At 65.4% G+C, this 21,201-nt stretch carries 19 protein-coding genes; 11 read left to right on the top strand and 8 right to left on the bottom strand.

Going from position 1 to position 21,201, the window contains the following annotated elements; translation table 11 throughout:
• Nucleotides 1-24 precede the first annotated feature (24 nt).
• Both dmdD and G455_RS0109065 read right to left on the bottom strand, forming a co-directional pair.
• Nucleotides 25-831 (bottom strand): methylthioacryloyl-CoA hydratase, encoded by an 807-nt coding sequence (dmdD, locus tag G455_RS0109070; RefSeq protein ID WP_028093416.1) that lies wholly within the window; start codon nt 829-831, stop codon nt 25-27.
• Between the two features lie 26 nt (nt 832-857).
• Nucleotides 858-2,603: an acyl-CoA dehydrogenase gene (locus G455_RS0109065; protein WP_028093415.1), complete on the bottom strand. Its 1,746-nt coding sequence runs from the start codon at nt 2,601-2,603 to the stop codon at nt 858-860.
• A 118-nt stretch (nt 2,604-2,721) separates the two neighbouring features.
• Between G455_RS0109065 and G455_RS0109060 the strand changes: the two genes are divergently transcribed.
• Together G455_RS0109060 and G455_RS0109055 are read left to right on the top strand one after the other, a co-directional pair.
• A complete protein-coding gene (locus tag G455_RS0109060) occupies nt 2,722-3,771 on the top strand; it encodes an AraC family transcriptional regulator (RefSeq protein WP_051312323.1) in 1,050 nt (349 codons plus the stop codon).
• A gap of 147 nt (nt 3,772-3,918) precedes the next feature.
• Nucleotides 3,919-5,211, top strand: a complete 1,293-nt coding sequence (locus tag G455_RS0109055; protein ID WP_028093413.1) for an NAD(P)/FAD-dependent oxidoreductase — start codon at nt 3,919-3,921, stop codon at nt 5,209-5,211.
• Nucleotides 5,212-5,217: 6 nt separating this feature from the next.
• On the opposite strand, the gene G455_RS0109050 is transcribed toward G455_RS0109055, so the two are convergent.
• Nucleotides 5,218-6,117, bottom strand: coding sequence for a hydrogen peroxide-inducible genes activator (locus G455_RS0109050; protein ID WP_028093412.1), 900 nt, complete (start codon nt 6,115-6,117; stop codon nt 5,218-5,220).
• A 112-nt stretch (nt 6,118-6,229) separates the two neighbouring features.
• On the opposite strand from G455_RS0109050, the gene G455_RS0109045 reads away from it, so the two are divergent.
• Both G455_RS0109045 and G455_RS0109040 read left to right on the top strand, forming a co-directional pair.
• Nucleotides 6,230-6,877 (top strand): peroxiredoxin, encoded by a 648-nt coding sequence (locus tag G455_RS0109045; protein WP_028093411.1) that lies wholly within the window; start codon nt 6,230-6,232, stop codon nt 6,875-6,877.
• A 69-nt stretch (nt 6,878-6,946) separates the two neighbouring features.
• Complete coding sequence (locus G455_RS0109040) at nt 6,947-7,819, top strand: MBL fold metallo-hydrolase (protein ID WP_028093410.1); 873 nt, start codon at nt 6,947-6,949, stop codon at nt 7,817-7,819.
• A 59-nt stretch (nt 7,820-7,878) separates the two neighbouring features.
• Here the strand turns inward: G455_RS0109040 and G455_RS23695 are convergent, their stop codons facing one another.
• Nucleotides 7,879-8,106: a DUF1674 domain-containing protein gene (locus G455_RS23695; protein ID WP_035366470.1), complete on the bottom strand. Its 228-nt coding sequence runs from the start codon at nt 8,104-8,106 to the stop codon at nt 7,879-7,881.
• An 87-nt stretch (nt 8,107-8,193) separates the two neighbouring features.
• On the opposite strand from G455_RS23695, the gene G455_RS0109030 reads away from it, so the two are divergent.
• The 7 genes from G455_RS0109030 to G455_RS0109000 all read left to right on the top strand — a co-directional run bounded on the left by G455_RS0109030 (nt 8,194) and on the right by G455_RS0109000 (nt 16,899).
• Entirely contained in the window at nt 8,194-9,459 is a 1,266-nt protein-coding gene (locus G455_RS0109030; RefSeq protein WP_028093408.1) for an RsmB/NOP family class I SAM-dependent RNA methyltransferase, read from the top strand.
• Nucleotides 9,460-9,542: 83 nt separating this feature from the next.
• Entirely contained in the window at nt 9,543-11,288 is a 1,746-nt protein-coding gene (locus G455_RS0109025; protein WP_028093407.1) for a heparinase II/III family protein, read from the top strand.
• Nucleotides 11,289-11,418: 130 nt separating this feature from the next.
• A complete protein-coding gene (gene purH, locus G455_RS0109020; protein ID WP_028093406.1) occupies nt 11,419-13,008 on the top strand; it encodes a bifunctional phosphoribosylaminoimidazolecarboxamide formyltransferase/IMP cyclohydrolase in 1,590 nt (529 codons plus the stop codon).
• Between the two features lie 8 nt (nt 13,009-13,016).
• On the top strand, nt 13,017-13,508 hold the full coding sequence (gene lspA / locus G455_RS0109015) for a signal peptidase II (protein WP_028093405.1): 492 nt from the start codon (nt 13,017-13,019) through the stop codon (nt 13,506-13,508).
• 53 nt (nt 13,509-13,561) lie between these two features.
• Nucleotides 13,562-14,071 carry a DUF3035 domain-containing protein gene (locus G455_RS0109010; RefSeq protein ID WP_028093404.1) on the top strand — a complete coding sequence of 170 codons (510 nt, stop codon included), beginning with the start codon at nt 13,562-13,564 and terminating at the stop codon, nt 14,069-14,071.
• Between the two features lie 111 nt (nt 14,072-14,182).
• Nucleotides 14,183-15,589 carry a M16 family metallopeptidase gene (locus G455_RS23690; protein ID WP_051312309.1) on the top strand — a complete coding sequence of 469 codons (1,407 nt, stop codon included), beginning with the start codon at nt 14,183-14,185 and terminating at the stop codon, nt 15,587-15,589.
• On the top strand, nt 15,586-16,899 hold the full coding sequence (locus G455_RS0109000; RefSeq protein WP_028093403.1) for a M16 family metallopeptidase: 1,314 nt from the start codon (nt 15,586-15,588) through the stop codon (nt 16,897-16,899). The genes G455_RS23690 and G455_RS0109000 overlap by 4 nt, the downstream gene beginning before the upstream one ends.
• A gap of 29 nt (nt 16,900-16,928) precedes the next feature.
• On the opposite strand, the gene G455_RS0108995 is transcribed toward G455_RS0109000, so the two are convergent.
• The 4 genes from G455_RS0108995 to G455_RS25995 all read right to left on the bottom strand — a co-directional run bounded on the left by G455_RS0108995 (nt 16,929) and on the right by G455_RS25995 (nt 21,200).
• Entirely contained in the window at nt 16,929-17,810 is an 882-nt protein-coding gene (locus G455_RS0108995; RefSeq protein WP_028093402.1) for a glycosyltransferase, read from the bottom strand.
• On the bottom strand, nt 17,807-18,478 hold the full coding sequence (locus tag G455_RS0108990; protein WP_035366467.1) for a polysaccharide deacetylase family protein: 672 nt from the start codon (nt 18,476-18,478) through the stop codon (nt 17,807-17,809). The genes G455_RS0108995 and G455_RS0108990 overlap by 4 nt, the downstream gene beginning before the upstream one ends.
• A 149-nt stretch (nt 18,479-18,627) precedes the next feature.
• The gene (locus G455_RS0108985) at nt 18,628-20,970 is read right to left on the bottom strand and encodes an aldehyde dehydrogenase family protein (protein ID WP_028093400.1); all 2,343 of its coding nucleotides are present in this window, start codon (nt 20,968-20,970) and stop codon (nt 18,628-18,630) included.
• On the bottom strand, nt 20,967-21,200 hold the full coding sequence (locus G455_RS25995) for a hypothetical protein (RefSeq protein ID WP_084437034.1): 234 nt from the start codon (nt 21,198-21,200) through the stop codon (nt 20,967-20,969). Before G455_RS25995 ends, G455_RS0108985 begins: the two co-directional genes overlap by 4 nt.
• Nucleotide 21,201 lies beyond the last annotated feature (1 nt).

Below are 21,201 nucleotides of genomic sequence, written 5' to 3'. Positions count from 1 at the left end.
AGGCGCGCGCAGGATGGTTCTGGATCACTCGTTCGGGCGGACCCGCGCGGCGCTCTTGTCGGCGAAGGCGGCCAGCCGAGCGCGGGCGTCGGGCTGGGTGTTGACGATGCCGGCGACCACCGATTCCGCATAGGCCGCGTCCAGCGCCGACATGTTCTGCACATGGCTGATCGCCGAACAGATGGCGAAGTTGGTCAGCGGCAGGTTTTCCGCCGCGCGCCGCGCCAGTTCCAGCGCCTTGTCCATGCTGGAGCCTTCGACGATGTATTGCGCAAGCCCCAGATCGACGGCCTCCTGCCCCTGATAGACGCGGCCCATCAGGATCATGTCGATCATCCGCGCCTTGCCGATCAGATCGGCGACCCGGATGGTGGCGCCGCCGCCGGTGAACAGGCCCCGCTGGCCTTCTGGCAGGGCGAAATAGGTGGTCTGATCCATCACCCGCACATGGGCCGAGCTGGCCAGTTCCAGCCCACCGCCGACCACGGCGCCCTGCAGCGCGGCGACGACCGGCACGCCGCCGTATTCCATCTTGTTGAAGGCCTCGTGCCAGCGCAGGCAGACATGCATGAAATCGGCCGGGCTACGGTCGGCGTCATGGTGTTCGATCAGGTCGAGCCCGGCGCAGAAGTGCTGGCCGGCGCCGGCCAGCACCACCGCCTTGACACCCGCGCGCGGCGCGGTGGAGAAGAAGGTGACCAGCTCCTCCACCGTGGCGAGGTCGAGCGCGTTGCGCTTTTCGGGCCGGTTCAGGGTGACGATCCAGACGCCGTCCTCCTGCGGGTCAAGCGCAAGGCGGGTGTAATCCCTGGGGTCGATGGTGACGGGCATGGGGGCTCCTCTCAGTCTTAGGGCGCTCAGAACGCAGCGGCGAGCAGGCTTTGCGCCCCCTCGGTGATGCGCAGGCGCTGGGTGTCGGTTTCGGGCAGGATGTGATCGGCATAGAAGCGCGCGGTGGCGATCTTGGCGGTCATGAAGGCGGGGTCGTTATCCATCGCCGCCTCTGCTGCCAGCAGGGCATGGGCCAGTTGCCAACCGGCCACCAGGTTCCCCGCCAGCATCAGATAGGGCACGCTGCCACCGAAGGCGGCATTTGGGTCACCTTCGGTGCAAAGGTAGTCGACCGCCGCCTCGAAATCGCCGCGCGCCTTGGTCAGCCGGGCGGCGACGGCCTGGGCGGCGGCGCTGCCGGCAGCAAGTTCGGTTTCCGTCGCGGCGATCATCGCGGCCAGCCGGCGGGCGGTGGCGCCTTGGTCGCGCAGGGTCTTGCGGCCCAGCAGGTCATTGGCCTGAATCGCGGTGGTGCCTTCGTAAATCGGCAGGATTCGGGCATCGCGGTAATGCTGGGCGGCACCGGTTTCCTCGATGAACCCCATACCACCATGCACCTGTACGCCGAGAGAGGCGACCTCGACCCCCGTCTCGGTGGAATAGCCCTTGACCAGTGGCACCAGGAACTCGGCGATCTCGGCGGCGCCGTCGACCTGCCCGTGGTGGGTCAGATCGTGCCAGCCGGCGGCACAGGCGGCAAGGGCGCGGCAACCTTCGGTCAGCGCCTTCATCCGCATCAGCAACCGGCGCACATCGGGGTGGTGGATGATCGTCACCGCCTCGCGTGCCGATCCGTCGACCGGGCGGCTTTGCACCCGTTCCCTGGCATAGGCGATGGCGCGCTGGGTGGCGCGTTCGGCGATGGCGACGCCTTGCAGCCCCACGGCATAGCGGGCGGCGTTCATCATCACGAACATGTAATCGAGGCCGCAGTTCTCTTCGCCGACCAGAAAGCCGGTGGCGCCTTCATAGTCCAGAACGGCGGTCGGGCTGGCCTTGATCCCCAGCTTGTGTTCGACGCTGACGCAGCGCACCGCGTTGCGGGCGCCGAGGCTGCCGTCGGCCTCGACCATGAACTTCGGCACCACGAACAGGCTGATGCCCTTCACCCCGGCCGGCGCATCGGGCAGGCGGGCCAGCACCAGATGGACGGTATTTTCCGCCATGTCGTGTTCGCCATAGGTGATGAAGATCTTGGTGCCGGTGATGCGATAGCTGCCATCGCCCGCCCGCTCCGCCCGGGTGCGCAACAGCGCCAGATCGCTGCCCGCCTGCGGTTCGGTCAGGTTCATCGTGCCGGTCCAGCGGCCCGAGGTCAGATGCGGCAGATAGGTCTGTTTCTGCGCCTCCGACCCGGCGGTCAGCAGCGCCTCGATCGCGCCATCGGTCAACAGCGGGCAGAGCGCGAAGCTCATGTTCGCGGCGTTCAGGATCTCGGTCGCCGCCGCCCCCACCACGCGGGGCAGCCCCTGGCCACCCCAGGCCTCGGGGTGCGGCAGGCTTTGCCAGCCCATTTCGACGAATTGGCCATAGGCCTCGGCGAACCCTTCGGGCAGCACAACCTTGCCATCGCGGAAATGCGAGGCCGCCTGATCGCCGGGCTGGTTCAAGGGCGCGATCACCTCGGCGCAGAACTTGCCGAACTCCTCCAGCACGGCGCCGGCATCCGACAGGTCGATGCCGGAGTAATCGGGCAGGGCGGTGACCTGATCCCACTGCGACAGATGCGCGATATTGAACAGAAGATCCTGAACCGGGGCTTCGAATGTCATGGGGCGGGCTCCTTCGCTCTGCGCTTCGAGTGACATGTAAAAGGCGTAATACCGGGCGGCTATCTCTGCCATGGACGGAGAATTTGCAAAAAGTGACAAATTGGCGGAAGATCGGGGCATGATCTCGCCGCAACAGACCCTTTCGGTGGCGTCCCCGGTGCCGCCGCCCGTTCTGCCCACGGTCTCCTTCGCCTTTGTCGAGGATTGGCTGATGGCGCTGCGCGCCTATTGCCCGCCGGCGCAGCTTGCCGGTTTCCTCGATCAGACCGGGCTTGCGGTGGCGGAAGGGCAGCCACGTGCGCGGGTGACCCATGATCAGATCGTGCGGCTCTATCAGCTTGTCGCCATCGGCACCGGGGATGAGATGATGGGGCTCTGGAGCAGGCCGATCCGGTCGGGCGCGTTGAAACATCTTTGCGTTTCGGTGCGCGGGGCCTCGTCGCTGGACGGTGCGCTTTATCGTTTCACCACCTTCTGGAACCTGCTGCTGGACGACTATCGGCTGAGCTTCGAGGCCGAGGGAGAGGCGATGCGCGTCAGCCTGCTGCCGCGCGGCGCCGCCCTGCCGCAGCGCTTCGGGCATATGCTGCTTTTGAAGCTGACCCATGGCATCGCCTCCTGGCTGGCGGGGCGGGAGCTGCCGGTGCGCGCGGTGGGTTTCGTCTTTCCGCGCCCGCCCTTTGCCGAGGATTACCCAATCCTCTTCCCCGCCCGGGTGGATTTTGCGCAGCCTTGTTCCTTCATCGCCTTCGACCGCTCGCTCGGCGCCCTGCCGGTGGCGCGCAGCGAGGCCGAGATGCGGGATTTCCTGCATCGGGCCCCGCGCGACTGGATCTTCACCAGCTCGCGCGAACATGCGCTGTCGCTCAGGGTGCGCGAGATGGTGCAGCTTTCCGACCGGATAGGGCTTCAACTGACCGATGCGGCGCGGGCGCTGCATCTGACGCCGCGCACCCTGATGCGGCGGTTGGAGGCCGAGGGCACCTCGTTTCAGGACATCAAGGACGGGTTGCGCAGGGATATCGCGATCCGCGACCTGACCCAGGGCAGCAAGAGCCTTGAGGCAATCTCGCAGGATGTGGGCTTCGCGACGGTGGCGAATTTTCACCGCGCGTTCCGGCGCTGGACCGGGATGACCCCGGGCGCTTATCGGCGGAAGCGGCGCTGACGCCGCGATCTTCAGCGTTTCGGTCTTCGTTGGGCATTTGACGGCGCGGAAACCACTGTGCGCGCTTGGCGGTGGTCGGTGGAAGTGTAGGGAGGAAGGAACAAGGCCGTCCGGGCGGGCGGCGGCGATCGGGAACTTGGGTGAGACATGACCATCAGCAATGAAATTGGCGCCTTGGCGCAGTCGCTCTGGACCGCGACGGCGCCGGAACCCACCGTCGGGCCGGTGTTGGGCGAAGATCTGAGCGCGGATATCTGCGTCATCGGCGGCGGCATCTCGGGGCTGTCGACCGCACTCCATGCCGCCGAGGCCGGGCAATCCGTGGTGCTGATCGAGGCCGAGACGCCGGGCTGGGGCGCCTCCGGTCGCAATGGCGGGCAGGTGCTGCCGGGGCTGAAGGAAAACCCGCGCGAGGTGGTCGCCCATTTCGGCGAGATCGGCAAACGCATGGTGGCGGCGACCGGGGCGGCACCCGATCTGGTCTTCGACCTGATCCGCCGCCATGGCATCGACTGCGGCGCCCGGCAGGAGGGCTGGGTCCATGCCGCTGCGGCGCATGGGCTGGACGGCGCGCGCGATCGGGCAGCGCAATGGCGGGTGCTGGGCGTCGATATTCACGACTTATCTGCCGCCGAGACGCGGGAGATGTTGGGCGGCGGCCAATATGCCGGGGCGCTGTTGGACCCGCGCGGCGGCGGCGTGCAGCCCTTGGCCTATTCGCAGGGGCTGGCGGCGGCGGCGGCCAAGGCCGGGGTGCGGATATTCGCCCAGACCCGCGCCGAAGCGCTGGCGCAGGGCAGTGACGGCTGGATCGTCACTACGCCCAAGGGCCGGGTGCGCGCCGGTCAGGTGGCGATCTGCACCAATGGATATTCTGGCCCGCTTGATCAGCGGGTGAAGCGCAACGTGATCCCGATCCGCTCTATCCAGGTGGCAACCGATCCCTTGCCGGCGGAGGTCACCCCGGACATCCTGCCGGGCGGTCAGGTGGTGTCGGATACTCAGAAACATCTGCTCTATTTCCGCCGCGACGCCGGGGGGCGGTTCGTCATGGGCGGCGCCGGGGCTTATACCGACGCGGCACTGGAGCGCGCCTTCGATCGGCTCAAGCGCCACGCGCTGGAGCTTTTCCCGCAGCTCAAGGGGCAGGCGTGGCGTTATCGCTGGGGCGGCAATGTCGCGGTGACCGTCGATCATTTGCCGCATCTGGCCGAACTGGCGCCGGGGCTGCATGCGCTGATCGGGCTGAACGGGCGCGGCGTGGCGGCGGCGACGGCGCTGGGCCGGGTGATGGCCACCCGTCTGGGCGGGGAACGGCCCGAGGCACTGGAGTATCCGGTCCGCGATCTCAAGCTGATCCCGTTCCACCGGTTCCATCGCCACGGGGTCAAGATGGTGATGCTCTGGGCGGCGCTGCAGGACCGGCTGAAGATCGGATAGCAGGCTCTAACCCGCCAGACCCGCCCGGGTCTGGCGCAACATCTCGGCAAGCGCCCGGAACACCGGCTTGCGGGCCGAGGTCGGGCGCCAGGCCAGGATCACATGGCGAGGGCAGGCACCGATCAGCGGCGCGATATCCACCCGTTGCCCCGCCAGCACACCGGCGTCGATTGCCAGATCGGGCAACAGCGTGATCCCCAGCCCTTCGCTGACCATCGAGATCAGCGTCGGCAGGCTGGTGGCGGAAAAGCTTTCGTCTTGCTGGATGTCGCGGTCGGGAAAGGCGCGCAGCGCGTGGCGTTGCAGGCAATGGCCCTGTTCCAGCAGCAACAACCGCGCCCCTTCCAGCGCGCCACCATCAACCGGTGTGCCCGTGGCCCGGCCCCAGCCCGGCGGCGTCGCCAGGTGATAACCGTCGTCGAACAGCGGCACATGTTCTGCGGTGCCGATGTCGAAGGGCTGGGCGATCAGCACCACGTCGAGCCGCCCTGTCGCGAGGCCTTCCAGCAGGGAATCTGTTTTCTCCTCGCGCAGGAACAGCCGCAGCTTGGGAAAGGCCCTGCGGATCTGCGGCAGCGCCTTGGGGATCAGGAAGGGGCCGATGGTGGGGATCGCGCCCAGCTTAAGATCGCCCTCCTCTGGTGCCTTGTGGGCGGCGGCAAGGTCTTCGATCTCATGCGCCGACAGCAGCAGGGCGCGGGCGCGTTCGGCGATCTCCAACCCGATGGGGGTCATCAGCACCGAGCGTTTGCTGCGTTCCGCCAGTTGCACACCAAGGAGCTGTTCCAGCTCCTTCAACCCGGCGCTCAGCGTCGGCTGGGTGACGAAACAGACCTCTGCCGCGCGGGAAAAGTTCAGCTCATCCGCGAGGGCGACGAGAAAGCGAAGTTGGCGCAGGGTGATCATGCGACAAACATATAGAAAATCCCTATCAGTGAAAGATTTATAATCAATTTCACATATTTATGCCCGCCCCCTATCTCTGGCTCATCGCAACGACAGAGACGGAGACACCAAGATGACCGACACTTCGCAAGCCCCGCAAATGCCCCGGTTGAACGAACCAGCCCCGGCCTTTGACGCCCCTACCACCGATGGCCGCAAGACGCTGGCGGACTATAAGGGGAAATGGCTGGTGCTGTTTTCGCACCCCGCAGATTTCACCCCGGTTTGCACCACTGAATTCATCGGGTTCGCCAAGCGGCAGGACGATTTCGCGGCGATGAATACGGCGCTTCTGGGTCTGTCGATCGACAGCGTGCACAGCCACATCGCCTGGATGCTGAACATCAAGCAGAATTTCGGGGTCGAGATCGGCTTTCCGATCATCGCCGACCTGAACATGAAGGTGGCGCAATCCTATGGCATGATCCAGCCGGGCGCCTCGGACACGGCGGCGGTGCGGGCGACCTTCATCATCGACCCTGAGGGCGTGCTGCGCGCGATGGTCTATTATCCGATGAACGCGGGCCGGTCGGTCGATGAAATCTATCGTTTGCTGGTCGCATTGCAGACGGCGGACGCCAACAAATGCGCCATGCCCGAGAACTGGAAGCCCGGCGATCAGGTGATCGTGCCGCCGCCCGCCACGCCCGAGGCCGCCGAGGCGCGTGCCGGCGAGGGGTATAATACCGTCGATTGGTACTTCTCGACCCGGGCGCTGTGATCCATCTTTGACCACAAGAGCCCCGGCACGCCGGTGCCGGGGCCGACCATGAAGACCGGAGGAAGACCGATGACCAAATCCCCTGTTGTGAAATCCTTCTGGGACGAACCGACCGGCAGTTGGCAATATGTGTTCCACGACCCCGCCACCATGCAGGGCGCCATCGTGGATCCGGTGATGAATTACGACCCGAATGCCGGCGCCACCACGATGCAAAGCGCGCAGGAAATTCTGGACTATGTTCGCGCCACAGGGATCGAGGTGGTCTGGATCCTCGACACCCATCCGCATGCTGATCACTTCTCGGCCGCGCCCTGGCTGGCGGAACAGCTCGGGGCGCCGACTGCCATCGGCGACCATGTGACCGAAGTGCAGGCTCTGTGGAAGGACATCTATAACCTGCCCGACAGCTTTCCCACCGATGGCAGCCAGTGGGACAAGCTGTTCTATGACGGTGAGGAGTTCATGGTGGGCGAGATCCCGGTTCGGGTGATCTTCTGCCCCGGCCATACGCTTGCCTCGATCACCTATGTCGTGGGCGATGCGGCCTTTGTGCATGACACGCTGATGATGCCCGACAGCGGCACCAGCCGGGCGGATTTCCCCGGAGGATCGTCCCGGGTGCTCTATGCCTCGATCCAGAAAATCCTGGCGCTGCCCGATGACACCCGGGTCTTTGTCGGCCACGATTACGCCCCCGGGCGACCGGCGGCCTGCGAAGCGACGGTGGCCGAGCAGAAATCCTGCAACATCCATCTGAAGGGCGGGGCGAGCGAGGCGGAGTTCTGCGCCATCCGCGACGCCCGCGACGCGACGCTGCCGCTGCCCAAGCTGATGTTGGCGGCGTTGCAGATCAACATTCGCGGCGGTCGCAAGCCGGAGGCGGAGGATAACGGGCGGTCTTACCTCAAGATCCCGCTCGATTATTTCGAGCCGCGCTGAGGGCACGGTTCAGGGGCTGGGCGCCGGGGCATCCGTCCCGGCGTCGGTCCGCGCGGCGATCAGAAATCGACTGCGATGCCCTTCTTCTCCCAATCGCCATAGCGCACGGGTTCCGGGCCGTCACGGCCGCCCAGCTCCTTCGGCATCGGGTTGGCCGCGGCCTCGGCTTCGGCCTGACGGCGGCGTTCGGCGGCCTCGGCCAGCGCGCGGCGGGCGGCGGGGGGAAGATCGGCTGGGATATCGTCGGGGAGCTCTGGGGCGGTCCCGGGAAGGGGCTTGTCACTCATGGCGGGTTCCTTTGTGCTTGTGCCATGATATACGCCCCTGTCGGCCCCGGACAAGGCGGGGAGACGCAGACAGCGGGACGGATCATCATGGACGACAGTGGCACGGCAGCGCGACGCAGCGCGATCTATCTGCTTGATCAGGTGCTGGGCGAGGGGCGGCTGATGTCCGAATGCCTGGGCGCCGGGGCGCTGGACCGGCTGGAGCCGGCCGATCGCGCCCGTGCCCAGCGGCTGGCGCTGGACACGCTGCGCGGGCTGGAACGCGTCGATCGGCTGCTGTCGAAACACCTCAAGCGGATGCCGGCGCTGACTGTGCGCAATGTGCTCAGGCTGGGTACGATGGAGCTCTGCCATGGTGCCGCTGCCCATGGCGTCGTCAATGCGATGGTCGAGATCGTCGGCAAGACACGGCGGTTCGGTCACATGAAGGGGCTGGTCAACGCGGTGCTGCGCAAGATCGCGACCGAGGGGCCCGAGGCCTGGGCGGCGCTGCGGGCGCCACGGCTGCCGAAATGGCTGCGCAACCCGCTGGTCGCCGCCTGGGGCAGCCCGGCGGTGGCGGCGATGGAACTGGCGCATCTGGCCGGCGCGCCGCTTGATATAACCCTGCGCCCGGGGGCCGAGGTCGATCTGCCGGGGGCGCGGGCAGTGCCGACCGGGTCGCTGCGGCTGGACGATGCCGGCCAGGTTTCGGCCCTGCCGGGGTACGAGGCGGGCGCCTGGTGGGTGCAGGATGCCGCCGCGGCGCTGCCGGCCAAGGTTTTGGCGGCCAAGCCCGGAGAGCGGATCCTCGACATGTGCGCGGCGCCTGGCGGCAAGACGCTGCAGATGGCCGCCACTGGCGCCGATGTCGTCGCGCTCGATATCTCCGAGGCGAGGCTGGGGCGGCTGCGTGAGAACCTGGCGCGGACCGGGCTGAAGGCCGAGGTCGTGATCTCGGACGCGCTACGACATGACGGGCAATATGACGCCATCCTGCTGGATGCGCCCTGTTCGGCGACCGGCACCATCCGCCGCCACCCCGATCTGCCCTTCGCCAAGGACGGGTCTGAATTCGGTGGGCTGATCGAGCTGCAAAGCCAAATGCTGGCGCATGCCTGGGGTCTGCTGAAACCCGGCGGCCGGCTGGTCTATTGCACCTGTTCGCTATTGCCCGACGAGGGCGAGGTGCAGATCGAGGAGGCGTTGGAGATCCTGCCCGGCGCCCGTATCGACCGGGATGCCCTGGCGCTGCCCGGAGTTGAGCCGGATTGGGTGACAGAAGAGGGTGGGCTGCGGCTCAGGCCCGATTACTGGGCCGATCTGGGCGGGATGGACGGATTTTACATCGCCTGCCTGCGCAAATCCCTCTGATCCCCGGGTTTCAGAAGTGACTTGAGGGACCGGCCCCGCTATGCTCCGCGCAAACGCCAGAGAGCGTGAGAGGCAGAGCGCGCATGTCCAGTCCAGACAGATTCGCCGGCCGCGGCACCAGGATGCTCAACCGGCTCTATGCCCGGATGAGCCGGCGCCAACGTGGGGCGACGGGATTCGTCTCGCAGCCCGAGCCGCGCACCATCGGCAGTTTCGCGCGGGGCCGGCAGCTCATCGCAGGAAATCTGCTCTTCGCTGGGTATCTGATTGAATCAAAGGATACTGCGCTGTGGGACGTTCTGGCGCCGAATGCCGCCTTTGACGCCGAACGCCATGGGTTTGCCTGGCTGGACGATCTGGCGGCGGTGGGCGACATGGCGGCGCGGGCCAGGGCGCAGGCCTGGCTCTGGGGGTGGATCGCAGCGCATGGCGACGGGCGTGGTCCGGGATGGAGCCCGGATCTGACCGGCCGGCGGGTGATCCGCTGGATCAACCACGCTTTGTTCCTGCTGCGCGGTCAGGACAAGGCCGCCAGCGATGCCTTCTATCGCGCGCTGTCGGCGCAGGCCTGGTTTATGTCAAAGCGCTGGCAGGGGGCCGTTCCCGGCCTGCCCCGGTTCGAGGCGCTGACCGGGCTGATCTATGCCGGCCTGTCGCTGCAGGGGCGGGAGGATCTGGCCGATCCGGCGGTGCGCGCCCTGGCCAGGGAATGCGAGGCGCAGATCGACGGGCAGGGCGGGTTGCCCACCCGCAATCCGGAAGAACTGCTCGAGGTCTTTACCCTGCTGACCTGGGCGGCGGCGGTGCTGCATGACGTCGGGCGCGGCGTGCCGCCGGCGCATCAGGCGGCGATCGAACGGATCGCTCCCACCCTGCGGACTCTGCGCCATGCCGACGGCGGGCTGGCGCGGTTCCATGGCGGCGGGCGGGGAATGGAGGGGCGGATCGACCACGCGCTGGCCGCCAGCCAGATCAAGCCGCGTCGGCCCGATGGGCTGGCGATGGGTTATGCCCGGCTGGCCGGAGGGCGCACTACGGTGATCGTCGATGCCAGCGCTCCGCCGGTGGGGGCGGCCTCGTACAACGCCCATGCCTCGACCCTGGCGTTCGAGCTGACCTCGGGGCGGCGGCCGTTGATCGTCAATTGCGGCTCGGGCGCTTCCTTCGGAATTGAATGGCGTCGGGCCGGACGGGCGACGCCGTCGCATTCGACGCTCTGCCTCGATGGCTATTCCTGCGCGCGACTCAGTGAACCTGAGCGGGGGTCGGGCCACGAGGCCTTGGTCGATGGGCCGCGCCGGGTGCCTATCGAAATTTCGGAAATGGACGATGGCATCAAGTTTCAGGCTGGTCACGACGGGTATATCCCCGATTTCGGCCTGACCCACGTGCGCAGCCTGGAGCTGACCTTCGACGGGCGTGGTCTGGCCGCAGAGGATATGTTGCTGGCGGTGGAGAGGCCCGACAAGCGCCGGTTCGACAAGGCGATGGATGCCTCTGTTCTTGCCGGCATCGGCTTCGATATCCGCCTGCATCTGCATCCGGAGGTCGACGCTACCGTGGATCTGGGCGGGGCCGCCGTTTCCATGGCGCTGAAAAGCGGGGAAATCTGGGTGTTTCGCCACGATGGGGTCTGTGCACTGACGCTGGAACCGAGCGTTTACCTGGAGCGTGGCCGGCTGAAACCGAGGGCAAGCCAGCAGATCGTCTTGTCGGGGCGGGCGCTGGGGCATCACAGCCGGGTGCGCTGGTCCCTGAGCAAGGCGCAGGACACTGCCGTCGCCATCCGCGATCTGCATCGTGACGAGATCGACTATTCCGGTTTCTGAGCCCGTTTTCGGGCCGAGCGTGATGTGCAGCCCGTTAATATCGTGCATTTGCCACAAAACGGGTGGTTCTATCCCGCCGGGTTATGGATTATGCCGCGCTCAGGAATTCACCGAGATCAAGGACTGACTCATGACTGACCTGTACCCCGTTCGCCGTGCCCTGCTTTCCGTGTCCGACAAAACCGGCTTGATCGACCTCGGTCATGCACTTGCCGCGCGCGGGGTCGAGTTGATCAGTACGGGGGGGACGGCCCGCGCGCTGCGCGAGGCCGGGCTCGAGGTGCGGGATGTCTCAGAGATCACCGGTTTCCCCGAGATGATGGACGGCCGGGTCAAGACCCTGCATCCGATGGTGCATGGCGGCCTGCTGGCGCTGCGCGACGACGCCGGCCATATGGCGGCGATGGAGACCCATCTGATCGCGCCGATCGACCTGCTGGTCGTCAACCTCTATCCCTTCGAGGAAACTGTCGCCAAGGGCGCCGATTACGCCACCTGCATCGAAAACATCGACATCGGCGGCCCGGCGATGATCCGCGCGGCGTCGAAGAACCATCTGTTCGTCAACGTGGTGGTGGACGTGCAGGATTACGATGCGCTGCTGGCCGAACTGGACGCCAATGACGGCCAGACCTCCTATGCCTTCCGTCAGCAACTGGCGCTGACCGCCTATTCGCGTACCGCCGCCTATGACGCCGCCGTGTCGGCCTGGATGGCCAAGGCCCTGAAGGAAGAGGCGCCGCGCCGCCGCGCCTTCGCCGGTGAGCTGGCCCAGACCCTGCGCTATGGTGAAAACCCGCATCAATCGGCTGCCTTCTATACTGACGGGACCAACCGCCCCGGGGTGGCGACAGCGGTGCAACATCAGGGCAAGGAGCTGTCCTACAACAACATCAACGACACCGACGCGGCGTTCGAACTGGTGGCGGAATTCGATCCCGAGGAAACGGCTGCCTGCGCCATCATCAAGCACGCCAATCCCTGCGGTGTGGCCAAGGGCGCGACCCTGCTTGAGGCCTATAAGGCCGCGTTTGACTGTGATCGCACCTCGGCCTTCGGTGGGATCGTGGCGCTGAACAAGCCGCTCGATGCCGAAACCGCCGAGGAAATCACCGGCATCTTCACCGAGGTGGTGATTGCGCCGGGGGCCTCGGAAGAGGCCAAGGAAATCTTTGCCAAGAAAAAGAACCTGCGTCTGCTGACCACCGAAGGGCTGCCGGACGTTATGGCGGGCGGCAAGACCTTCCGCCAGGTCGCCGGTGGCTTCCTGGTGCAGGACAAGGACAACGGCTTCATCGGCATGGACGATCTGAAGGTCGTCACCAAGAAAGCCCCGACCGAAGAACAGATGCGCGACCTGCTGTTCGCCTGGAAGGTTGCCAAGCACGTCAAGTCGAACGCCATCGTCTATGTCAAGGATCAGGCCACGGTCGGCGTCGGCGCCGGTCAGATGAGCCGGGTGGACAGCGCGCTGATCGCCGCCAAGAAGGCCGAACGCATGGCCGAGGCGCTGGGTCTGGCCGAACCGCTGACCATCGGGTCGGCCGTGGCCTCTGACGCCTTCTTCCCCTTCCCCGACGGGCTGATGGAAGCCGCTGCCGCCGGCGCCACCTGCGTGATCCAGCCGGGCGGGTCGATGCGTGACAATGAGGTGATCGCGGCGGCGGACGAGGCCGGGCTGGCGATGGTCTTCACCGGCATGCGCCACTTCCGCCACTGATGCGCCCGATGCGATTCGCGTTTTTGTTCTGGGCCGGTTTTTGGGCCTTTTTGTTGGATCAAGCCAGCAAGTATCTGGTCGTCCACTGGATGGGCCTGGCCCGGTTGCGCAGCATCGACGTGCTGCCGCCAGTGTTGAATTTCCGGTATGGCGAGAATCGCGGGATCAACTTCGGGCTGCTTGACAATAATTCCGATCTGGCGCGCTGGTTGCTGATCGGGTTTTCCACAGCGGTCTGCATCGTCGTTCTGACCTGGGTGATGCGCACCCAGCCGGTTCGGCGCATGCAGATCGCCGCCGGCCTGCTGGTCGGCGGCGCGCTGGGAAATGTCGTTGACCGGCTGCTCTATGGCTATGTTCTGGATTTCCTCAACATGTCTTGTTGCGGCATCGAGAATCCCTTTGTTTTCAACATCGGGGATGTCTTCATCTTTCTGGGGGCGGCGGGGTTGATCTTGTTCGAAAACCAGAGCGACCGGCAGCGGAAAAAGGCCCCGTGACCTCCGGCAGCAAATGCGCTAAAACCTCTGAAACAGTCGGGAGACGGATGGCCATGCGGCGCCCTCTGGGGATCATCATTGTGGTTGCGGCGGTCGCTCTCGCCGGGTGCTCGAAAAAGGGGCTGATGGATATCCGTCCCACCGGCAATGGTCCGGATGAATTTCTGATTCTTCCGGCCAAGCCGCTGACCGCGCCGTCGGATTATTCCAAGCTGCCCGAACCGACGCCGGGGCAGGCGAACCTGACCGATCTCAATCCTGAAGCGGATGCAATGGCCGCGCTTGGTGGTCGTGCGACCAGCGGCATTCCCGCTGCTGACGGGGCCCTGGTGACGGCGGCCAGCCGTAACGGGGTGGAGCCCGGGGTGCGCGAGACGCTCGCCGCCGAGGATGCCAAGTTCCGCAAGCGCCAGTCGCGTATGACACGGCTGCGGCTGTTCCCGGTCGATCGTTACAGCCAAGCCTATCGCCGGCAGGAGATCGACCCGTTCAAGGAAGCCGAGAAATATCGTCGCGCCGGGGTCGGAACGCCCAGTTCCCCGCCCGAGACCATCAAGAAATAATTCCGGCCCCCGTCTTGCGGGGGCTCACTTTTCCGATATCCGGGTTGAACCCCCCAGGTCTGTGCGTAGGTTGGCGTCAGCGTGAAAGCGCGCAGCAACGGAGGATCACGGATGATCAGAAAATTCGCCCTTGCCGGGGTTCTTGCCGCAGGTCTGGCCCTGCCGGCCATGGCCTTGCAGCAGGAGACGACCCCCGATCCCGTGACCACCTTCGATCTGAAGAACGGCATGCAGGTGGTGGTGATCGAAGATCACCGGGCGCCGGTGGTCGAGCATATGGTCTGGTACAAGATCGGATCGGCGGATGAGCCTGTGGGATCCTCGGGCGTGGCGCATTTCCTGGAACATCTGATGTTCAAGGATACCGACAATATGAAATCGGGTGAATTATCGGCGACCGTGGCGGCCAATGGCGGCCAGGACAATGCCTTTACCAGCTATGATTATACCGCCTATTTCCAGCGGGTCGCCGCTGACCGGCTGGGGCTGATGATGAAGATGGAAGCCGACCGGATGACCCATCTGCGCCTGACCGAGAATGATATCGCCACTGAACGCGACGTGATTTTGGAAGAGCGCAACATGCGCACAGACAACAATCCGCGCGCGCTCTTCACCGAGCAGATGAACGCGGTGCAATACCTCAATCATCGCTATGGGGTGCCGGTGATCGGCTGGAAGCACGAGATGGAAGAACTCGATCGTGCCGACGCGCTGAATTTCTACCACACCTATTATGCGCCGAATAACGCGGTGCTGGTGGTGGCGGGGGATGTCTCGCCCGATGAGGTGAAGGCATTGGCAGAACAGTATTATGGTGTCATTCCGGCCAATGATAACCTGCCGCCGCGTCTGCGTGCGCAAGAGCCGCCGCAGATCGCCGCGCGCCGGCTGACCTACAAGGACGCGCGGGTGGCGCAGCCCTATGTCAGCCGCTCCTATCTGGCGCCGGAACGCGATCCGGGCGATCAGAAGGCCGCCGCCGCACTCTATCTGCTGGCACAGATCCTTGGTGGCGGGCAGACTTCCTATCTGGCGCAGAAACTGCAGTTCGACAGCCGTGTCGCGGTATTCAGCGGTGCTTTCTACAGTGGGACCTCGCTGGACAAGACTACGTTCAACCTGGCCGTGGTGCCGGTTGACGGGGTCAGCCTGGCCGACGCCGAGGCCGCGATGGATGCGGCACTGGCGCAATTCATGCAAGATGGTGTCGACCCGGATCAGCTGGCGCGGATCAAGTTGCAATTGCGCGCGGCGCAGATTTACGAACGCGACAATGTCGCCGGGATCGCTGACCGCTATGGTCGGGCGCTGACTACAAGTCTGACGGTCGCGGATGTGCAGGCCTGGCCCGATCTACTGCAGCAGGTCACCGCCGAGGATATCATGGCGCAAGCCACCAAGGTGCTGCGCCCTGAGGCGTCGGTTACCGGCTGGCTGATGCGCGGCGAGGCGCCCGAGGGTGCCCAGGTGCAACCGGTGTCGCAATTGCCGATGCAACAGGAGGTGACCCAATGAGGGCGCTGGTTTCGTTTCTGCTGCTGATCGTTTTCACCCTGCCTGCCGCCGCCGCGGTCAAGGTGCAGGAGATCACCAGCCCCGGCGGGATCAAGGCCTGGTTGGTCGAGGATCATTCGATCCCCTTCACCGCGCTCGATCTGCGGTTCCGGGGCGGCACCTCTCTGGATGCGCCGGGCAAGCGAGGGGCGGTCAACCTGATGACCGGACTTCTGGAAGAGGGCGCCGGAGATCTCGATGCCCAGGCCTATGCCCGCAAGCTTGAGGGGCTGGCCGCCAGTTTCAATTTTGACGCAGACGCGGACACTGTGTCGATTTCGGCGCAGATGCTGACTGAAAACCGCGATCAGGCGATGGAACTGCTGCGCCAGACATTGCTGGCGCCGCGGTTCGATCCGACGGCGATTGAACGGGTGCGGGCGCAGGTGCTGTCCGGTCTGCGCTCTGACGCCAAGGACCCCAATGCCATCGCCTCCGAGGCGTTCCGCAAGGCGACCTATGGAGATCATCCCTATGGCAGCGACGGCGCTGGCACCGAGGGCAGTGTCGGCGATCTGACCCGCGACGATCTGATCGCGGCCCATGCGGAGGTTTTTGCCCGCGACCGGATGTATGTCGCCGCTGTCGGCGACATCACCCCCGAAGCCCTGGGGCAATTCCTGGACACTCTGCTGGGCGAGTTGCCCGAAACCGGTGCTCCGCTGCCTGAAAAGGCCAAGGTGACGATTGACGGGGGCACCACTGTGATCCCCTTCGAGACGCCGCAATCGGTGGCGCTTTTCGGTCAACCGGGGATCAAGCGCGACGATCCGAATTTCTTCGCCGCCTATATCCTGAACACCATTCTGGGCGGCGGCAGTTTCGAAAGCCGGCTGATGAAAGAGGTACGGGTCAAGCGTGGACTGACCTATGGGGTTTATTCCTATCTGGTGCCGCGCGATCTGGCGGCGGTCTATATGGGGAGCGTGGCGTCGTCCAACGACAAGATGGCGGAGGCGGTGCAGGTGATCCGCAATGTCTGGGCCGATACCCAGGCCCATGGGGTGACGGGGAAAGAGCTTGAGGATGCCAAGACCTATCTGACCGGCGCCTATCCGCTGCGGTTCGACGGCAATCAGCGGATCGCTTCGATTTTGGTGGGAATGCAGATGGATGCCTTGCCGATCGACTATATCGCCACCCGCAATGACAAGATCAACGCGGTGACGCTGGAGGATGTGAACCGGGTCGCCGCCAGGTTGCTGAAGCCCGATCAGCTTCATTTCGTCGTGGTCGGAGAGCCGGAGGGGCTGGAGACCAGCACCAACTGACGCGGAGGTGTCTTGCGCGCGGGGGCGGTTCAATCGTCGCCGCGCCCGCGTTCCCAGCGTCTGCGATTGGCGAAAACCGGGGTGCGCACCAGCAGGGCCACCCCGGCATAGACGGCGAATCCCACCGGATCCGAGACCAGAAGTTCAAGCTTTCGCAGCCCATCGGGGGCGGTGCGCTCGCCGGCGACATGGAGGCCGGGGCAGGCGATGGACAGTTCGGTCAGGCCCTGATTCTGGCGCCGCCGTACCCGCACCAACCGGACCAGCCCTTCGGCGATCGGCCAGGAATACGTATCGGGAACCGCAGTGCGCTCCTCGGGGGAGAAATGGCTGCGCACGAAGATATCGTCGGCGGTCACCTCAGGTATCTGTGTCCAGCGGGCGCGACCGGCGGCGTTGACGGCATAAAGCCCGCAGCCGGGGACGCCGGTGGCCATGAACGGCAACCGTTGCCAGAACTGGGCATAGCGGTGCGAGAGCCAGCTTTGTGCTCTGCGGATTCGCGGCCGGCCGCTGGCATAGCAGGGCTCTGGCCGGTCAAGCGCGCGGTCGAGCGCGGCGAACAATCCGGGAGAGACATGGATGTCGGCGTCGACAAATATCTGTTTCGGATACCGTGCCGCGGCGCTGCCGGCGTTCAGCGCCAGGGTCTTGCTGCCGGTGGGTAGCGCCAGAACCTTGAGCGCCCAGCCCCTTTCGAGAAAAGCGCCGGTCAGCTCTTGTGCCTCGGCGACGGTTGCATCGCGGCAGCCGTTGGCGACCACGATCACCTCGACAGGCGGCGCGCCGGAAGGGATATCAGGTTGCGCACCGGCCACCTTTGGCGCTGGCACATCAGATTGCAGCATGAGCTGCAGCGTCTCCCCGATGAAGCCTTCTTCGTTATAGGCGGGGATGATGACGCTGATCATGCGGCCTGGCCTCTCGGCAACAGACGCTTGCGGGCCAGTCCCAGCAGCCGGCGGGGGCGACGGTACAGCGGGACGCGGCCCTCAAGCGCGGCAGATAGGGCCGCGTCGTCCATGGTGGCGTCGATGCAGTTGCGTGGCCGCAGGAACCGCCGGCCAGAGGCGCGGCCCCAGTCACTGGTATAAAGTGCCTCGATCCCCTCGGCGGCCAGCAGTGTGGTGACTCGTCGATCATAGAGCCCGAAGGGCGCTGCGGCCAGGGTAATGGGGCGACCGGAGAGATCGGCCAGCCGGCTGCGGGCGTCGCGGAATTCCTGCCTGCGGGTCTCGGAGTCCAGATGGCGCCAATCCCGGTGGACATGGCCGTGCAGCCCGATGACCTGTCCGGCCTCGGCCAGGGCCGTCACATCGCCCGAGCCGAGCGATCCGGGCCGATCCAGCCGGTCGCTCAGCAGGAAGAAGGCCGCGCTCAGCCCCCGGGCCGTGAGTTCGGGCAGGGCGATTTCGATATCCGAGGCATTGCCATCGTCGAAGGTGATCTGTGGCGCGGCGGGGCCCATGGCAACAATCCGATCGAGCAGGGCGCAAAACCGGTCCCGGCTTAGCCAGAACCGCGCTTCTCCGGGCTCCAGCGCCCGTGCGGCGGTGCCGATGCCGTGGAGAATCAGCACAGAATGTTCTGAAGCAGGGGCGAGAAACTCCAATGAAAACCGACCTTCCTAAGTCATGGCTTTGGAAGTATGCGGGATTTACGTAACGTCACAAGAAAAAAATCGGGCGTTGGCCCCGTCTCACGGGGGGAAGCTTGGGCAGGGTCGGTTCAGGCGCCATAGGGCAGCCAGACCGTCTTGATCTCGCTTGCCTGCTCCAGAAAGGGGCGCAGATCGGGATTGTGCCAGTCGTGTGCCTGCGCGTTGTTCACCCAGGTGCGTTTCAGGTTTCCAGCGGCGGAGTGTTCGATCTTGGCGGACAGGTCGGTCGAGGAAAAGCTCCAGACCGCGTCAACGCCCAGATGCGCGGCCAGTGGTCCTGCCAGATCGGCATGCGGTCCGGTCAGGATATTGACCACGCCCGCCGGCACGTCTGAGGTGTCGAGGATCTGATAGAAATCGGTCGCCGCCAGCGGGAAGGGCTCGGAGGCCGTCAGCACCACCCGGTTTCCCAGCGCGATGGCGGGCGCCAGGACGGTGACCAGCCCCAGCAGCGGCGCCTCATCAGCGCAAAACGCGCCGATGATCCCCACCGGTTCCTTCAGAGCTACCGCCATGCCACGCAGCGGCACGCTGGCGGTGCGCCCGTCCCATTTGTCGGCCCAGGCGGCAGCGGTGAAGAGGTGTTGAATGGCGGTGTCGACTTCCTTTGCGCCATGGCGCTTGCCGGTCATCGCGTCGATGCGGTGGGCGAACTCCTCGGCCCGGGCCGAGAGGTTCTCGGCGATGTAATAAAGGATCTGCGCCCTGAGATGTCCGGTGGTGCCGGCCCAGCCGGCAGCCGCCTGTGCCGCCTCAACGGCGTTGCGCACATCCTTGCGCCCGGCGATCGGCGCATGACCCAGCAGCGCACCGGCCTTTGACCAGATCGCCTGGGACGATCCGCCATCGGGCCGGGCCTGCTTGCCCCCGATATAGAGCTTGGGCGTGCGGTCGATCGGGTCGACCGGCCCACCGTTGCCCGCCGGCATCGCCGTGACCGGGGCCAGCGGCTTGGCGTGCGCTCTGGGCCGGGTATAGGCCGCAAGCCCCTCCCTCCCGCCTTCCCGGCCGAAACCGCTTTCGCGCAGGCCACCGAAGGGGGCGGCAGCGTCGAACAGGTTGGCCGCATTCACCCAGACCACGCCGGTGGCCAGCTTCGGCGCGATGTCGAGCGCGGTGTTGATATTCTCGGTCCAGAGGGTGGCGGCCAGCCCATAGCGGCTGTTGTTGGCCAGTTGCACCGCCTCCGCCGGGGTGCGGAAGGTGGTGGAGACCAGAACCGGGCCAAAGATTTCCTCCTGCATCAGCGGGTCGGAGGGGGTGAGGCCGGTGATCAGCGTCGGCGGATAGAAACAGCCCGCAGCCGGCATGTCGCAGGCGGCGCGGTGCGTGGTGCCGGTGCCATTGGCGGCAACCATGCCGGTGACCCGGGCAAGCTGTTCAGCACTGACCAGCGCACCGATATCGGTGCATTTGTCCAACGGATTGCCCACACGCAGCTTGTCCATCCGCGCGCGCAGCTTCACGTGAAACGGTGCCGCGACGGATTCCTGCACCAGCAGGCGCGATCCGGCGCAGCAGACCTGACCCTGATTGAACCAGATCGCATCCACCAGCCCCTCGACAGCGGAGTCCAGATCGGCATCCTCGAAGACGATGTAGGGCGACTTGCCGCCCAGCTCCAGCGTGAGGGATTTGCCCGATCCGGCAGTCGCGGCGCGGATTTTGCGCCCCACCTCGGTCGAGCCGGTAAAGGCAATCTTGTCGATGCCCGGATGGGTGATGATCATCTCGCCCACCGCGCCGTCGCCGGTGACGATATTGACCACGCCCCTGGGCAGCCCGGCCTGCCGGCAGATATCGGCGAATAGGAGCGCGGTGAGAGAGGTCTGCTCCGCCGGTTTCAGCACCACGGTGTTGCCGGCGGCCAAGGCCGGGGCGACTTTCCACGCCAGCATCAGCAGCGGGAAGTTCCAGGGGATGATCTGGCCGCAGACGCCAAGCGCGCGCTGATCGGGCAGCTCGACCTCGATCAACTGGGCAAGGCCCGCGTGATAATAGAAATGTCGCTGGGCCAGGGGTACGTCGATATCGCGCGCCTCGCGGATCGGCTTGCCACTGTCCAGCGTCTCCAGCACGGCGAACAGACGCGCGTGTTTCTGCAACAGCCGCGCCAGGGCATAGAGGTATTTCGCCCGGCCGGGGCCGCCCAATCCTTCCCACTTCGGTTGTGCCTTGCGGGCGGCGGCGACGGCGGCCTCGACATCTTCAGGAGTGGCCTGGGTCAGATGCGCCAGAACGTCCCCCGTCGCGGGGTTGATCGCGTCAAAGCTTGTGCCCGGGGCGGTGAACTGGCCGTCGATGAATTGGCCGAAACAATCGCCCTGATCGACCAGCCAGCTCAGCGCCTCGATGGCGCTTTCGGGGGCGGGGCCGTAATCCATGGTTTCGAAAATCTCTTTGACGGTCATGGCATTACCGACCATTTGCGACCATTTAGCGTGAGCTTGCCTGAGGCTCTGAGCTTTTGCGCTGCCCACCTCATGTCATATTGCCAAGTGAAGAAGAGGTCGCCGGAGCACCGAAGCTCTGTTTCGTGACTAGTCCAAATTTTTTTCGCCACATCCAGAACAGAAGCCTCCCCACCACTTTCGATTACGGCATCCAGGACCCAAGTTTGCAGATCTTCACGGTTATTCATT

The sequence above is a fragment of the Pseudodonghicola xiamenensis DSM 18339 genome (assembly GCF_000429365.1).
Taxonomy (GTDB): Bacteria; Pseudomonadota; Alphaproteobacteria; order Rhodobacterales; family Rhodobacteraceae; genus Pseudodonghicola; species Pseudodonghicola xiamenensis.
The sequence above is the reverse complement of the archived record's forward strand: the minus strand, read 5'-3'. Positions and strand labels throughout refer to the sequence as shown.

Bases quoted from the DNA above. Each gene is read 5' to 3' on its own strand.
- G455_RS0109025 (WP_028093407.1), top strand. From the start codon at position 9,543: ATGTCCAGTCCAGACAGATTCGCCGGCCGCGGCACCAGGATGCTCAAC.
- G455_RS0109010 (WP_028093404.1), top strand. From the start codon at position 13,562: ATGCGGCGCCCTCTGGGGATCATCATTGTGGTTGCGGCGGTCGCTCTC.
- G455_RS25995 (WP_084437034.1), bottom strand. From the start codon at position 21,200: ATGAATAACCGTGAAGATCTGCAAACTTGGGTCCTGGATGCCGTAATC.
- G455_RS0108995 (WP_028093402.1), bottom strand. From the start codon at position 17,810: ATGATCAGCGTCATCATCCCCGCCTATAACGAAGAAGGCTTCATCGGG.
- G455_RS23690 (WP_051312309.1), top strand. From the start codon at position 14,183: ATGATCAGAAAATTCGCCCTTGCCGGGGTTCTTGCCGCAGGTCTGGCC.
- G455_RS0109000 (WP_028093403.1), top strand. From the start codon at position 15,586: ATGAGGGCGCTGGTTTCGTTTCTGCTGCTGATCGTTTTCACCCTGCCT.
- purH (WP_028093406.1), top strand. From the start codon at position 11,419: ATGACTGACCTGTACCCCGTTCGCCGTGCCCTGCTTTCCGTGTCCGAC.
- G455_RS0109065 (WP_028093415.1), bottom strand. From the start codon at position 2,603: ATGACATTCGAAGCCCCGGTTCAGGATCTTCTGTTCAATATCGCGCAT.
- G455_RS23695 (WP_035366470.1), bottom strand. From the start codon at position 8,106: ATGAGTGACAAGCCCCTTCCCGGGACCGCCCCAGAGCTCCCCGACGAT.
- G455_RS0109030 (WP_028093408.1), top strand. From the start codon at position 8,194: ATGGACGACAGTGGCACGGCAGCGCGACGCAGCGCGATCTATCTGCTT.
- G455_RS0109045 (WP_028093411.1), top strand. From the start codon at position 6,230: ATGACCGACACTTCGCAAGCCCCGCAAATGCCCCGGTTGAACGAACCA.
- G455_RS0109060 (WP_051312323.1), top strand. From the start codon at position 2,722: ATGATCTCGCCGCAACAGACCCTTTCGGTGGCGTCCCCGGTGCCGCCG.
- lspA (WP_028093405.1), top strand. From the start codon at position 13,017: ATGCGATTCGCGTTTTTGTTCTGGGCCGGTTTTTGGGCCTTTTTGTTG.
- dmdD (WP_028093416.1), bottom strand. From the start codon at position 831: ATGCCCGTCACCATCGACCCCAGGGATTACACCCGCCTTGCGCTTGAC.
- G455_RS0109040 (WP_028093410.1), top strand. From the start codon at position 6,947: ATGACCAAATCCCCTGTTGTGAAATCCTTCTGGGACGAACCGACCGGC.
- G455_RS0109055 (WP_028093413.1), top strand. From the start codon at position 3,919: ATGACCATCAGCAATGAAATTGGCGCCTTGGCGCAGTCGCTCTGGACC.
- G455_RS0109050 (WP_028093412.1), bottom strand. From the start codon at position 6,117: ATGATCACCCTGCGCCAACTTCGCTTTCTCGTCGCCCTCGCGGATGAG.
- G455_RS0108985 (WP_028093400.1), bottom strand. From the start codon at position 20,970: ATGACCGTCAAAGAGATTTTCGAAACCATGGATTACGGCCCCGCCCCC.